Annotated in this window: 13 protein-coding genes; 6 read left to right on the plus strand and 7 right to left on the minus strand. The window is 74.7% G+C overall.

Annotation, left to right across the window (positions count from 1 at the left end; all coding sequences use genetic code 11):
- The first annotated feature begins 69 nt into the window (after positions 1 to 69).
- Positions 70 to 927: an EamA family transporter gene (locus K7787_RS04065; protein WP_223000515.1), complete on the plus strand. Its 858-nt coding sequence runs from the start codon at positions 70 to 72 to the stop codon at positions 925 to 927.
- Positions 928 to 990: 63 nt separating this feature from the next.
- Here the strand turns inward: K7787_RS04065 and K7787_RS04070 are convergent, their stop codons facing one another.
- Positions 991 to 1,776 carry an acyltransferase gene (locus K7787_RS04070; protein WP_223000516.1) on the minus strand — a complete coding sequence of 262 codons (786 nt, stop codon included), beginning with the start codon at positions 1,774 to 1,776 and terminating at the stop codon, positions 991 to 993.
- 123 nt (positions 1,777 to 1,899) lie between these two features.
- Between K7787_RS04070 and K7787_RS04075 the strand changes: the two genes are divergently transcribed.
- Positions 1,900 to 2,430, plus strand: a complete 531-nt coding sequence (locus K7787_RS04075; RefSeq protein ID WP_164387894.1) for a gamma carbonic anhydrase family protein — start codon at positions 1,900 to 1,902, stop codon at positions 2,428 to 2,430.
- Positions 2,431 to 2,577: 147 nt separating this feature from the next.
- Here K7787_RS04075 and K7787_RS04080 read toward each other — a convergent pair whose 3' ends face one another.
- Positions 2,578 to 3,231, minus strand: a complete 654-nt coding sequence (locus K7787_RS04080) for a DedA family protein (protein ID WP_164387895.1) — start codon at positions 3,229 to 3,231, stop codon at positions 2,578 to 2,580.
- A 245-nt stretch (positions 3,232 to 3,476) separates the two neighbouring features.
- Positions 3,477 to 4,799, minus strand: coding sequence for a hypothetical protein (locus K7787_RS04085; RefSeq protein ID WP_223000517.1), 1,323 nt, complete (start codon positions 4,797 to 4,799; stop codon positions 3,477 to 3,479).
- Positions 4,800 to 5,185: 386 nt separating this feature from the next.
- Between K7787_RS04085 and galU the strand changes: the two genes are divergently transcribed.
- Positions 5,186 to 6,193, plus strand: a complete 1,008-nt coding sequence (gene galU / locus K7787_RS04090; RefSeq protein WP_169435928.1) for a UTP--glucose-1-phosphate uridylyltransferase GalU — start codon at positions 5,186 to 5,188, stop codon at positions 6,191 to 6,193.
- A gap of 89 nt (positions 6,194 to 6,282) precedes the next feature.
- Here galU and K7787_RS04095 read toward each other — a convergent pair whose 3' ends face one another.
- Positions 6,283 to 6,720: a DUF4442 domain-containing protein gene (locus K7787_RS04095; RefSeq protein ID WP_009187459.1), complete on the minus strand. Its 438-nt coding sequence runs from the start codon at positions 6,718 to 6,720 to the stop codon at positions 6,283 to 6,285.
- 143 nt (positions 6,721 to 6,863) lie between these two features.
- On the opposite strand from K7787_RS04095, the gene K7787_RS04100 reads away from it, so the two are divergent.
- On the plus strand, positions 6,864 to 7,913 hold the full coding sequence (locus tag K7787_RS04100; RefSeq protein ID WP_223000518.1) for a DUF8017 domain-containing protein: 1,050 nt from the start codon (positions 6,864 to 6,866) through the stop codon (positions 7,911 to 7,913).
- 42 nt (positions 7,914 to 7,955) lie between these two features.
- Here the strand turns inward: K7787_RS04100 and K7787_RS04105 are convergent, their stop codons facing one another.
- Positions 7,956 to 8,747, minus strand: a complete 792-nt coding sequence (locus K7787_RS04105) for a spermidine synthase (RefSeq protein ID WP_050790810.1) — start codon at positions 8,745 to 8,747, stop codon at positions 7,956 to 7,958.
- Between the two features lie 433 nt (positions 8,748 to 9,180).
- The gene (gene tuf, locus K7787_RS04110) at positions 9,181 to 10,350 is read right to left on the minus strand and encodes an elongation factor Tu (RefSeq protein WP_009187461.1); all 1,170 of its coding nucleotides are present in this window, start codon (positions 10,348 to 10,350) and stop codon (positions 9,181 to 9,183) included.
- A 341-nt stretch (positions 10,351 to 10,691) separates the two neighbouring features.
- On the opposite strand from tuf, the gene K7787_RS04115 reads away from it, so the two are divergent.
- Positions 10,692 to 11,519 (plus strand): TVP38/TMEM64 family protein, encoded by an 828-nt coding sequence (locus K7787_RS04115; RefSeq protein ID WP_164387229.1) that lies wholly within the window; start codon positions 10,692 to 10,694, stop codon positions 11,517 to 11,519.
- A 349-nt stretch (positions 11,520 to 11,868) separates the two neighbouring features.
- On the plus strand, positions 11,869 to 12,048 hold the full coding sequence (locus tag K7787_RS04120) for a hypothetical protein (RefSeq protein WP_009187463.1): 180 nt from the start codon (positions 11,869 to 11,871) through the stop codon (positions 12,046 to 12,048).
- A 69-nt stretch (positions 12,049 to 12,117) separates the two neighbouring features.
- On the opposite strand, the gene K7787_RS04125 is transcribed toward K7787_RS04120, so the two are convergent.
- Complete coding sequence (locus K7787_RS04125; RefSeq protein ID WP_164392792.1) at positions 12,118 to 12,858, minus strand: SDR family NAD(P)-dependent oxidoreductase; 741 nt, start codon at positions 12,856 to 12,858, stop codon at positions 12,118 to 12,120.
- Positions 12,859 to 13,054: the final 196 nt, after the last annotated feature.

The raw sequence follows: 13,054 nt of genomic DNA on the forward strand, positions 1-13,054 counted from the left end.
AGAGTTCACTTGGCTGAACTACGGTGGGTTGCACCCGATCGTTCACCGAACTGTACTGCGAGGCGTCCCGTGACAGCATTCTTCGCCCTGGCCACCAGCCTCCTGTGGGGCCTGGCCGACTTCGGCGGCGGACTGCTCACCCGGCGCAGCCCGGCCCTGACGGTGGTCGTGGTCTCGCAGTCGATCGCGGCGCTGGTGCTGGGCGTGATCGTGGTGGCCACGGGCGGCTGGAGCGAGGCCGGCCCGCAGCTGTGGTTCGCGGTCGCGGCGGGACTGGTCGGGCCGGTGGCGCTGCTCTCCTTCTACAAGGCGCTCGCGCTCGGCCCGATGGGAGTGGTGTCGCCGCTGGCCACGCTGAGCGTGGCGGTGCCGATCGGAGTCGGCCTGGTGCTCGGGGAACGGCCGGGACTGCTCCAGGTCGCGGGCATCGCGGTCGCCGTCGGCGGGGTCGTGCTCGCGGGCGGACCGCAGCTCGGGGGCGCCGCCGTGCAGCGGCGGACGATCGGGCTGACGCTCGTCGCCGCGCTCGGGTTCGGCACGGTGTTCGCGCTGATCGCCGAGGCGTCGACCACGGTCACGGGGCTCTTCCTCGCGCTGTTCGTGCAGCGGGTGACCAATGTGGCGGCGGGCGGGGCGGCGCTGTACGCGTCGGCGCGGCGGGGCGGCGCGGTGCTGCCGGCGGGCGGTTTCCCGTGGGCCGCGCTGCCGGCGCTGGCCTTCGTCGGCCTCGCCGATGTCGCGGCCAACGGCACGTACTCGGTCGCCGCCCAGCACGGTCCGGTCACCGTCGCCGCCGTGCTGGCCTCGCTCTACCCGGTGGTGACCGCGCTGGCCGCCCGCGGCTTCCTGCGCGAACGGCTCCGCGCGGTCCAGGCGGCCGGGGCGGGGCTGGCGCTGCTGGGGACGCTGCTGCTGGCTACCGGGTAGGCGACGGGCCGGGCCGATCCGAGCCGTCGCGGGCCGGTCGGGGACGACGGTCCGCGGCCGGGGTCAGGAGGCCGCCGACCGGGAGGCGTTCTCGTCGTCCAGGTCCGCCAGGCGGGCCACGGTCTCCTCGTCCAGCCCGGCCACCGCCACCAGCTGTTCCGACGTGACCCCGTCCGGTATCGGCACCGGGGCCGGGGTCCGCAGCGGCGGCTGCCAGCCCTCGGCGGGCGTCCAGCGGCGTACGACCCGGGCGGGCGCGCCCGCGACGACGGCGTGGTCGGGCACCTCGCCGCGCACCACCGCGCCGGCGGCGACCACGACGTTCCGCCCGATCCGCGCACCGGGCAGGATCACCGCACCGGTGCCGATCCAGCAGCCGGGTCCGATCTCCACCGGCTCCATCCGCGGCCACTGCCTGCCGATGGGCTGGTGCGGGTCGTCGTAGGAGTGGTTGGTGGAGGTGACGTAGACGTACGGCCCGAAGTAGCAGTCGCTGCCGATGGTGACCGACGTGTCGGCGATGACGTGGCTGCCGCGGCCGAGGACGACGCCGTCGCCGATGCGCAGGATGGGGTCCGGGCCGAGGTCCAGGTCGGGCATCAGACCGGCGGTCAGCGTGACCTGCTCGGCGATGATGCAGTACGCGCCGAGGTGGATCCACGGCTCGCCGAAGACGGTGCCGAGCGGGAAGGCGAGCCTGGTTCCCTCGCCGAGGGCGCCGAAGCGGAGCCGTCCGGGGCGCTCGGCCGTGACCGAGCCCGTGCGCTGCGCCCAGGCCCAAGCCGTGTGGACGGCGCGCTGCGCGAGGCGGCGCCGCCAGGACGAGAACGTGTTCTTGGGCTTGGGCACCCGCTCACGGTACTCAGCCTCGCCCGCGCCCGAGCGTGCGGACACCTGTGATCTTCACCCCACCGGATGACGTACGGTTCCCGGAGACCGCGGCCTTCGACGGCAGGGAAAGGCAGGACGAGCATGACGCACGAGGCGCTGATCGTGGGGATGGGCGGCCGGGAGCCGCAGGTGGACGAGGGGGCGTTCGTTGCGCCCGGGGCCACGGTGATCGGCGATGTGACGCTGGGTGCGGGCGCGAGCGTCTGGTACGGCGCGGTGGTGCGCGGTGACGTCGAGCGGATCTCGGTCGGCGCGGACAGCAACGTGCAGGACAACTGCACGCTGCACGCCGACCCCGGGTTCCCGGTCAGTGTGGGCGAGCGGGTCTCCATCGGGCACAACGCGGTGGTGCACGGCGCGACGGTCGAGGACGACTGCCTGATCGGGATGGGCGCGACGGTGCTGAACGGTGCGGTGATCGGCGCGGGGTCGCTGGTGGCGGCGCAGGCCCTGGTGCCGCAGGGGATGCGGGTGCCGCCGGGCTCGCTGGTGGCCGGGGTGCCGGCCAAGGTCCGGCGGGAGCTGACGGAGGAGGAGCGTCAGGGGGTCACGCTCAACGGCACGATGTACGCGGAGCTGGCGACGGCGCACCGCGAGGTGCACGAGAAGTAGGGGCCGGCACCGGCAGAGACCGGGGCGCCGCGGCGTCCCGGACCGAGTGGGCGCTGGAGGCCGGGGGGCCGCAGGAGGCCGGGGGGCCTGTTCCGCGCATCGGGAACGATCGTTCCCGGATCCGCCGGAAAGGCCCCCGGCGCTCGGTCACTCGCCCGCGGGCACCGGCTCCGGTTTTTCGGTCTCCTGGTGCGCGGCCTGCGCCTTCTTCGCCTTGCGCTTGATCACCAGCATCGAGACGAGGCCGATCAGCACGGCCGCGACCAGGCCGAGGTAGGAGAACTTCTTCAGCCAGGACTCGGCGACGACGCCGACGTAGTAGATGACGGCCGTGGTGCCGCCCGCCCAGCAGATGCCGCCGAGGACGTTGGCGGTCAGGAACTTCCAGTACGGCATGTGCAGCACGCCCGCGAGCGGCCCCGCGAAGATGCGCAGCAGGGCGACGAAGCGGCCGAAGAACACCGCCCACATGCCCCACTTCTCGAAGGACCGTTCGGCGGTGGCGACATGGCCCTCGCTGAAGTGCCTCGGGAACTTCTTCCCGAGCCAGGCGAGCAGCGGTCTGCCGCCCTTGCGTCCGATGGCGTAGCCGATCGAGTCGCCGACCACCGCGCCGACGACGGCGCAGGCGCCGAGGACGACGGGGTTGATCTCCGAGTTCTGGGAGGACATCAGCGCGGCGGAGACCAGGATGATCTCGCCGGGCAGCGGGATGCCCAGGCTCTCCAGGCCGATGACCAGGGCCACCACGCCGTAGACGGCGGCCGCGGGCACCGTGTCGAGCCACTCCTGGACGTGCACGCCGGTTCCTCCCCGTTTCGCGTCCGTGCGCTGCCGGGCGCGGAGGCGCCCTCCCGGGAAGCCTACCCGCTCCGGTCCCCCGGTCCGTCGGCCGCCGGACCGGCCTCCCGGGGCCCCGCGCCCACTGTCCGACGGCTCACGCCGGACCGTGACTCACCGCACGTCCACCGCCGCGGGACCGACCGCCGGACCGGACCGATCACCGGACGCGTGTCGCCGGACCGAGGCCCGTGCCGAGCCGCGGCTCACCGCCGTACCGAATCCCGGTCCGGACGGGCCGCACCGACGGGCGCGACGGACGACCCGGCGGAGGGTGCCGTGGACGGGAACGGGGTGGCGGACGGCGCGGACCGGGCTGGGGACGGCGTTCCCGCCCGGTCCAGGCCGACGCCGACGCCGCCGCCGCCACCGCCACCGCCACCGCCACCGCCACCGGGCACGCTCCAGGCCGCGCGGGAAACGGGCACGGACCGGTCCTCCGCGCACCCCCCGCCGCCCGGGACACCGGCGATCAGGACCAAGGACGCCAGCCCCGCGCCCACCGCGACGGCCGTCCGGTGCCTGCGCCACTGCTCAGCGGCTCCCTGCCTGTCAACCCCTTGACCGTCGGACTCGGCGCCTCCCTCGCGGCCGACGTCGCCGGTCGCACCGCCGTGGGAGCCAGGGCCGCCCGCCGTGCCGTCCGGGCCGGCGGCGTACGGACCGTCCCCGCCGCCGAGGGCGTTCCGCGCCGCCCGGGAGTCCAGATACCGGCGCGCACCCCAGCCGAGGACGGCCTCGGCGAGCAGGACGTCGAGGCCGCCCTCGAAGTGGCCGAGTTGTTCCGCCGCGTAGGCGCAGTGGCGGCACTCCCGCAGGTGCCGGCGCGCACCGGGCGGCGGCGGTCCGCTGCCGAACGCGGAGGCGTCGAGGAGGAGGGGGCCGAGGACACGGCATCGCGCGGTCGGCGCGAGTTCCCGGTGGACGCGCACGCAGCCCGCCCGGAATTGCTCGCGCGCGTGTGCGCGCAGGCCCGCCGCGGTTTCCGGAGTCATGGCCAGCAGACCGGCCGGTACGGTTATGGGTTCGGCCTCGACCTCGGTGTGCCACAACAGGCATCGGAGGGCGTCGGGAAGATCGTGGAACGCCCGCTCGGCCAGCCGTCGCTTTTCGGGTGTGAAGGAGCGCACGGCGCGCAGTCCGCGGCCACCGGACGGCCTGCGCAGTTCCGGCAGTACGGCGCAGGCGGTCTCGTCGGCGGCCCACTGCCGTACGGTCTCCCGCGCGGCGACGAGGAGCCGCGGGCGCAGAGCGCGGCCGCCCGGACCGTCGGCCGGGCCGCCGGCCGGCCGGCGCAGCACCCGGCGGAAGGCGGCCGTGGCCACCGCCGCGGCCGAGTCGCCCGGCGCGGCCAGGCAGACGACGGCGTAGTCGTAGGTGGCCCGCCAGTGCCGGGCGAGCAGGAGCGCGACGGCGTGGTGCCCGCCGTCGGGGTCGCGCAGCCGGGCGATGAGCCGGTCGTCGGACTCGGCGGGCGGGCCGCCGGGCCGGGGCGGATACGGAGGGGGTGGGGGGTGAGGTGATCGCACAGGAGCATTTCCTTCCAGGCCGCAGGACGGCGCTCGGAATGCGTCCTCGGGAAAGCGGTGCCGCGAGGAGCGCGCACCCGGCCGGGAAAGGGAGGCCGGCCGTCGCCTCTCCCGCGGGGTGGCTCACTTTCGCACACGTTACTCAGCGGAAACAAGGAGTTCGAAAAGCTCGTACGTCAATGCGGGGAATCGGTCCGGGAGTTACCGCGAGTATCCACACCCGATTCCGGAGAACCCCGTCACGCGGCGCCCAACTCGTGTGCGCGGAAAGGGTGTAGGCCGCACGGGAAGGGCGCGGACCGCACGGAATCCGCCGGTTTCCCGCACACAGCGCGCTCCCATCTCCCTCCGGGCTCGCTCTCATCCCCGTGGGCCAGCATGACCGCATGATCGACTCCGCGCCCGCCGCCACCCCGAGTCCCGCGTCCACCTCGCACCCGGCCTCCGCACCGGCCCGTACAGCCCGTACGGCCCGCACCGCCGGCCCCGTCCGCAAGGCGGTGGTCCCGGCGGCCGGGCTCGGCACCCGGTTCCTGCCCGCGACGAAGGCGACGCCGAAGGAGATGCTGCCGGTGGTCGACAAACCGGCCATCCAGTACGTCGTCGAGGAGGCGGCGGCGGCCGGGCTCGACGACATCCTGATGGTCACCGGGCGGCACAAGCGGGCCATCGAGGACCACTTCGACCAGGCCTTCGAACTGGAACAGGCGCTGGCGGCGAAGGGCGACAGCGTGCGGCTGGACGCCGTGCGCGATCCCGCGCGCCTCGCCGCGATCCACCACATCCGCCAGCGCGATCCGCTCGGCCTCGGCCACGCCGTCCGGTGCGCCCGCCACCATGTGGGCGACGAGCCGTTCGCGGTGCTGCTCGGCGACGACCTCATCGATCCGCGCGAGAGTCTGCTGAGCCGCATGCTGGAGGTCCGCGAGCGCTGCGCGGGCAGTGTCGTCGCCCTGATGGAGGTCGACCCGGCGCAGATCCATCTCTACGGCTGCGCGGCCGTCCGGCCGGCCGGCGAGGAAGGGCTCGTACGCGTCACCGGCCTGGTGGAGAAGCCGGCGCCCGAGGAGGCGCCGAGCGCGTACGCCGTGATCGGCCGTTACGTCCTCGACCCCGAGGTGTTCGGCGTCCTGGAGCGCACGCCGCCGGGCCGGGGCGGCGAGATCCAGCTGACCGACGCCCTCCAGGAACTCGCCGCGGGCGGCACGGTGCACGGCGTCGTCTTCGACGGCCTGCGCTACGACACCGGCGACAAGGCGGACTACCTCCGCACGGTCGTCCGCCTGGCCTGCGCCCGCCCGGACCTGGGACCCGAATTCCTGTCCTGGCTCAAGGAGTTCGTCGCGACGGCGGAGACCGCCGGGCGGGGTCCGGACCGGCGCGCCGCCGCCTGACATCGCCCGCCGGGCGGGCGGGCGCCCCGGTGCACGACAGCCGGGGCCGCCGCCCTGAGGGGCCGCCCCGGCTCAGTGGTCCGCGGCCCTCAGCCGTTGGGCCGCAGCGTCCACACCACCGTCATCTCGCTCGTCACCGCGCCGTCCCCGCGCTGGATGCTCACGGTGACCGGGAACTCGGGGCGGCGGCCCTCGTCGAGTTCGGCGACGACCTCGGCGATGGGGCGGTCGAGGGTCGCGGTGGCCTTGACCGGACCGAGGGCGACCTTCTTGAAGGCGATCCGGGCGTCCACCGGCAGCGGCACCGCCCGCGAGAGCTGGTCGCCGAAGGCGGCGAGGACGACCGCACCGCTGGCCGACTCGCCGAGCGTGAACATCGCCCCGGCGTGCGGCCCGCCCACGTGGTTGCGGTACTCCTCCTGGTCCGGCAGGGACAGCACCGCCCGCTCCGGAGTGGTCTCCAGGTACTCCAGCTTCAGGGTGCGGACCATGGGCACCGTGGCGGCGAGCATCTCGCCGATCGACATCTGTTCTGCGCTCATGGCCAGATGTTACTCACGAGTAGATCGAGCTGGCCAGAGAGGTCCCCGTACCGGCGCCACCTTTCTGGTACGTCCCTGACAAGGACCGGTGACCGAATCGTGCCCCCGCGCCACTAGGGTTACTGCCCATGTGGCCAGGACAGCAGCCGCCCGGGGGCGAGCAGAACCCGCAGAACAACCCGTACCAGCAGCCGGGATACCAACAGCCGAATCCCTATCAGCAGCCCGGCTACCAGCAGCAGCCCGGCCCCTACGGCCAGCAGCCGCCCACACCGCAGTGGGGCACCCCGGCGCCCGTGGGCGCACCGCAGCCGCCGGCCGGCGGCGGGGGCGGGGCCGGAGGCGGCGGCAAGAACCGGACGAAGCTCGTCGCGATCGTCGCCGCGGCGGCCGTGGTCGTGGCCGCGGGCGTGACCGGATTCCTGGTGCTCGGCGGCAAGAAGGACGACAAGGCCGACGACGGCAAGAACGACCCGGCGGTGAGCCAGTCCGCCACGGCGTCGGCGTCGGCCTCCGACAGCCCGACCCCGACCTCCTCCGCGTCGGAGGACAACCCGCGCGGCAACGAGACCGAGAAGCCGACGGTCCCCGGCTGGAAGGTGGTCGTCAATCCCAAGCACGGCACGGCGTTCGACGTGCCGGCCGACTGGGAGGTGGCCTCCCCCGGCTGGTCCACGTTCTTCGAGGACAAGAAGACCGGCGACCCGTACATCGGCTTCTCCGCGCCGGCCTATCTGCAGAAGAACTGGTGCACGTCGGACGACGACAAGGACGGGCGGGTGGACTCCACGTCGCTGGCGGCCACGGGCACCAAGGGCGAGAACGGCGGCAAGGACACCGCGAGCATCGCGCGCGGGGACGCCGCCGCCTTCGCCTTCGGCGGATACACCGACCAGACCGACGCGTCGAAGAAGTACCTGACGGTCGGCAAGGCCCAGCCGTTCACCACCAAGTCCGGGGTGCAGGGCAGCGTCGCGACCTCCTACACGACCGGTGTGCCGAAGAAGCACAAGTGCGACAGCGACGGCAAGGCGACCACCTTCGCCTTCAAGAACTCGAAGGGCGACTTCGTCTCCTGGACCCTCTTCGCGGCGAAGGGTGTCAAGAACGAGATCCCCGCGGCGACCATCATGAAGATCCTCAGCACGGTCCGGGTGCACGGCGACCCGACCAGCTGACGGTCCCGCGCCGGGCCGAGGCCGACGCCGGGGCGGACGGGGTCAGCCGATCCCGAACGCCCCGCCCGGCGGCTCCGGCGACGCCACCGCGTCCGCGTCCCGCACCGGGGCGGCGGCGCCGGTGAACTCCCGGAGCGCGGCGCCGTGTTCGACGCGGGCGGGGAAGGCGTCGGCGGCGGTGAGCCGGGCCAGCGCGGCCGTGTCGACGGGCCGGTGCGCGGCGATCAGCACCGCGTTGCCGAACCGGCGCCCGCGCAGCACGCCCGGCTCCGCGATCAGCGCCAGCTCGCCGAAGACCTCGGCGAACGTGGCGAGTTGGGAGCGCAGGAAGGCGAAGGGCGCGGCGTCGGCGAGGTTGGCGAGGTAGACGCCGTCGGGGCGCAGCACGCGCTCCGCCGCGCGGGCGTAGGCCAGGGTCGTCAGATGGGCCGGGATGCGGGAGCCGCCGAACACGTCGGCGATCAGTACGTCCGCCGAGTCGGCCGGGGCCGCCTCCAGCCAGGCGCGGGCGTCGGCGGTGTGCAGCGCGATGTCCGGGCCGTCCGGCAGCGGGAGGTGTTCCGCGACCAGATCGAGCAGGCCCCGGTCGGCCTCGACGACGTCCTGGTGCGAGCCGGGGCGGGTCGCGGCGACGTACCGGGGCAGCGTGAGCGCGCCGCCGCCCAGGTGCAGCACGTCCAGCGCGCGGCCGGGGTCGGCGAGCGTGTCCAGGACGTGCCCGAGCCGGCGTGTGTACTCGAACTCCAGGTGGGTGGGCGCGTCCAGGTCGACGTAGGACTGGGGCGCGCCGTCCACCGTGAGCAGCCAGGCCCGGGCGCGGTCGACGTCCGGCATCAGCTTGGCCGTCCCGTGGTCGACGGCGCGGGTCACGGGTATCGGCTCGGAGTCGGTCACCCCTCCATTGTGCCGGTCCGGCCACGGGGGCCGTCGCGCCGGTCCGCCTCCGACAACCGTGGCCCCGGTCCGGCTCCCACAACCGTGGCCCCGGTCCGGCTCCCACAACCGTGGTTGCGGTCCGGCTCCGGGGAGCGCCGGGGCGGTCTGCGGCTCCGGGGCCGCCGTGCCGGCTACGGGCCGGGACCGTCGCGGCCGGCCCGGCGCTCCCCGGCGGGACTCCCCGGCGGGCGGGCGCGCCCGCTCGTCGCGGCCGGAGCGGGCGGACGGGGACCGCGTCGTTCCGCGGTCCCCGTCGCCCACAGCGGTCACCGTCCCTCACGGCGGTCGCCGTCACTGACGGCGGCGCCCGCCGCTCACGGGGGCTCCCCGGTCACTCCACCGTCGTCACCGTCCCCGCGCCCACGGTCCGGCCGCCCTCGCGGACGGCGAAGCCGAGGCCCGGCTCCAGGGGCACGTCGCGGCCGAGTTCCACCGTCATGGTGACGGTGTCCCCGGGCCGCGCGACGGCCGTCTCGCCGAGGTCGACGTCGCCGACCACGTCGGCGGTGCGGATGTAGAACTGCGGCCGGTACCCGGTGGCCACCGGCGTCGTACGGCCGCCCTCGCGCGCCGACAGCACGTACACCCGGGCGGTGAAGCGCCGCCGGGGCGCCACGCTGCCGGGCGCCGCGACCACGTGACCGCGACGGACCGCGTCGCGCGGCACGCCGCGCAGCAGCAGCGCCACGTTGTCCCCGGCCTGGGCCTGCTCCATGGGCTTGCCGAAGGTCTCCAGGCCCGTGACGACGGTCTCCACCCCGGCGCCGAGCACCTCGACCCGGTCGCCGACGCGTACGGTCCCGCGCTCGACGGCGCCGGTGACGACGGTGCCGCGGCCGGTGATGGTGAGGACGTTCTCCACCGGGAGCAGGAACGGCGCGTCCAGGTACCGCTCGGGCAGCGGGACGTACGTGTCCACCGTGTCGAGCAGCGCCTCGATCGACGCCGTCCAGCGCGGGTCGCCCGCCAGCGCCTTCAGCCCGGAGACCCGGACGACCGGCACCGCGTCGCCGGGGTACCCCTGCCGGGTGAGCAGGTCGCGGACCTCCAACTCGACGAGGTCGGTCAGCTCCTCGTCGCCCGCGTCGGCCTTGTTGAGGGCGACGACGATGTGGTCGACGCCCACCTGCCGGGCGAGCAGCACGTGTTCGGCGGTCTGCGGCATGATCCCGTCGAGCGCGGAGACCACGAGGATCGCCCCGTCGAGCTGCGCGGCGCCGGTGACCATGTTCTTCACGTAGTCGGCGTGACCGGGCATGTCCACGTGGGCGTAGTGCCGGGTGTCGGTCTCGTACTCGACGTGCGCGATGTTGATGGTGATGCCGCGCGCGGCCTCCTCCGGGGCGCGGTCGATGCGGTCGAACGGCACGAACGTGCCGGTGCCGCGCTCGGCGAGGACCTTGGTGATGGCGGCGGTCAGGGTGGTCTTGCCGTGGTCGACATGGCCCATCGTGCCGATGTTCAGATGCGGTTTGGTGCGGACGTACGCCGTCTTGGGCATGGCTGTACCTCGAAGCGTCGAAGGTGGTGCGGGGACCCCGAGGGACGGCCGACCCTCCCCCTGCGGGGTCCGCCGGACGATCCGGGGAGGGTCAGCTTCGGGCGCCGTCGGCTGCGGCCGGGAAGACGAGGACGGCAGCCTTCGGAGCACCCGCTGCCGCGGATGCTGCGAGGACGAAGGCGTGCCGGAACATGGGCCGATCATCGCCGACCGCGTGCCGCGCGTCGAATGGTTTTCGGCGGGCGGGAACTGACGTGTCACCAGGCACGACGGCCCCTCCTGTGACAGTGCTGAGACGAACCGTACGGCGATCAGACATATCCGTCGGTTAGTGTCACAAGATGCTCGATGCCACCACCCGCTCTGGGGGCACCGCCACGGCCTCTCCCCGGGCCGCCGCCACGGAGCCCGGCGCCGCCGTCCCCACGGCCGCCGTCCCGGTTCCGCTCACCCCGTCCGGCCCCGCCGGTCCCGTCGCGTTCGCCGGGGCCGCGGGCCTGGCCGCCCGTTGCGCGAGAGTCCTGCTCTCCCCCTGGTCGCGGCTGTCCCTGCTGCTCGTCCTGCTCGCCGCGGCCGGCACGTCCGTGCTGCTGTTCCAGCCGCAGCGGCTGCTCACACACGGCTGGCCGCCCCAACTCGGCGGCGCCGCCGCGGTGGTGGCCTTCGCCGTGGCCTACGGCGTGGGCACGGTGGCGTTCCTGCCGCGACCGCTGCTCAACCTCGCCGCGGGCGCGCTGTTCGGCTCGCAGTTCGGGCTGGCCGCCGCGCTGGCCGGTACGGTGCTGGGCGCCGGCGTGGCCTTCGGCCTGGGCCGGATGCTGGGTCAGGACGCGCTGCGTCCGCTGCTGCGCGGCCGGCTGCTGAAGGCGGCGGACGGGCAGCTCAGCCGGCACGGCTTCCGGTCGATGCTCGCGGCCCGGCTGTTCCCGGGCGTGCCGTTCTGGGCGGCGAACTACTGCGCCGCCGTCTCCCGGATGGGCTGGCCGGCGTTCCTGCTGGCGACGGCGCTCGGCTCGGTGCCGAACACGGCCGCCTACGTCGTCGCCGGGGCGCGTGCCGCCGCGCCGACCTCGCCGGCGTTCCTGATCGCGATGGCCTGCATCGCCGTGCCGGCGGTGGCCGGCGCGGCGGTGGCCTGGCGCAAACGCCACCACCTGCGCGCCCGTTGAGGACGGCGCGGGGCGATGCTTTTCGCCACGTGATCGCGTGCGGATCCGGACACCGCCGGTCCCCGCCGCTCCCCGCCCGCGCGCCGTCGCGCACCGCTCCGCACCCTCGGCCCGGTGGCGCACGGCGTCCGAGGTCTCGTCATCGGTGCTGGTCACGGCCGACGGCCCGGCAGCCGGGCGGGCGGCGTCGCGGCCGACGGCCCGCCCGTGCGCGGGCCGGCCACCGCGCCGCCCGGCCGCCGGACCGGCAGCCGCCGCGACCGGAACCGGTCGCACGGGTGACCGAGTCCATGCGGTGTGTGTAGCCGTCCGGTAGCGCAGCGTCAGGGCTTGCCCCTAGGCTGTGGCCATGTCCCCCGATTCCATGGCCCTTGGTTCCGTGCGGTCTGCCGCCGAACTGAACGAGCAGATCCGCGCGCTCTGGCTGCGCTCGGGCGGGTCCCTGACGGCCCAGGAGCGCGAGGAGTACGAGCTGCTGGTGGTCAAGTGGGCCGCCGCCATCCGCCGCGGGGTGATCGAGGCGGCGTGAGGGGCGGCGCCCCGCGCCGGCCCCCCACCACCGGACGGCCGGCCCCCGGCTGCCCGGAGGCGCCCCGCGTCAGCGCCCGCCGGACACCCTCAGCACCGCGCCCGAGGCGTAGGAGGCGTCCGGGGACATCAGCCAGGCCACGGCCGCGGCGATCTCCTCGGCGCGGCCGGGGCGGCCCAGCGGGATCGTCCCGGCGGCGCGCCGGGCCCGTTCCGGATCGCCCATCTCCTCGTGCATCTCGGTGTCGATCATGCCGGGCGCGACCGCGTTGACGCGGATGCCGTCGGGCCCGAGTTCCTTGGCGAGCCCCAGGGTCAGGGTGTCCACGGCCGCCTTCGTCGCCGCGTAGTGGACGAAGTCGCCGGGGCTGCCGAGGGTGGCGGCCACGGACGAGATGTTCACGATGACGCCGCTGCCCCGGGGCGCCATGAGCTGCGCGGCGCGGCGCGCGCACAGCAGCGTGCCGAGCAGGTTGACCTCCACGACCCGGCGCAGATCGGCGGTGTCCGTGTCGGCGAGGCGGCCCAGCGGTCCGGTGACGCCGGCGTTGTTCACGAGGCCCGTCACCGGGCCGAGGCGTTCCTCGGCGGTGGCGAAGAGCCGTTCGACGTCGGCCTCCGACGAGGTGTCCATCCGGACGGTGACGCTGCGCGCCCCGGCCTCCAGCACCTCGTCGGCGACGGCCTCGGCGGCCCGGGTGTCGTGGACGTATCCGATCACGACGTCGTGCCCGTCGGCCGCCAGCCGCCGGCAGATCGCGGCGCCGATGCCCCGGCCGCCGCCGGTGACGACGGTGACAAGACGTTTCATGCGGACCTCCGCTGCACTCTCGGCGCCACCCGTCCGCAGCGCCGGGCGAGACCCCCGCTGTGATCAGCCTAGGCCCTGTCGTCACATTCCCGCCGTCCGCCCGGAGGGCGGGCCCCGCGGCGTCAGGTGCGTGCTCTCGGTATGCCGGGCCTGGCCCTCGTACTGGGCGTACTCGGGTCGGGGTCCGGTGCGGCGA

Origin of the sequence: Streptomyces sennicomposti (assembly GCF_019890635.1) — a bacterium.
Lineage (GTDB): Bacteria > Actinomycetota > Actinomycetes > Streptomycetales > Streptomycetaceae > Streptomyces > Streptomyces sennicomposti.

What these genes read in the sequence shown, in the direction of transcription:
- K7787_RS04105 (WP_050790810.1), bottom strand. Translation starts at nt 8,747, where the DNA reads ATGCCGGACGTCGACCGCGCCCGGGCCTGGCTGCTCACGGTGGACGGC.
- K7787_RS04115 (WP_164387229.1), top strand. Translation starts at nt 10,692, where the DNA reads ATGCTCGATGCCACCACCCGCTCTGGGGGCACCGCCACGGCCTCTCCC.
- tuf (WP_009187461.1), bottom strand. Translation starts at nt 10,350, where the DNA reads ATGCCCAAGACGGCGTACGTCCGCACCAAACCGCATCTGAACATCGGC.
- galU (WP_169435928.1), top strand. Translation starts at nt 5,186, where the DNA reads ATGATCGACTCCGCGCCCGCCGCCACCCCGAGTCCCGCGTCCACCTCG.
- K7787_RS04120 (WP_009187463.1), top strand. Translation starts at nt 11,869, where the DNA reads ATGTCCCCCGATTCCATGGCCCTTGGTTCCGTGCGGTCTGCCGCCGAA.
- K7787_RS04125 (WP_164392792.1), bottom strand. Translation starts at nt 12,858, where the DNA reads ATGAAACGTCTTGTCACCGTCGTCACCGGCGGCGGCCGGGGCATCGGC.
- K7787_RS04075 (WP_164387894.1), top strand. Translation starts at nt 1,900, where the DNA reads ATGACGCACGAGGCGCTGATCGTGGGGATGGGCGGCCGGGAGCCGCAG.
- K7787_RS04095 (WP_009187459.1), bottom strand. Translation starts at nt 6,720, where the DNA reads ATGTCGATCGGCGAGATGCTCGCCGCCACGGTGCCCATGGTCCGCACC.
- K7787_RS04100 (WP_223000518.1), top strand. Translation starts at nt 6,864, where the DNA reads ATGTGGCCAGGACAGCAGCCGCCCGGGGGCGAGCAGAACCCGCAGAAC.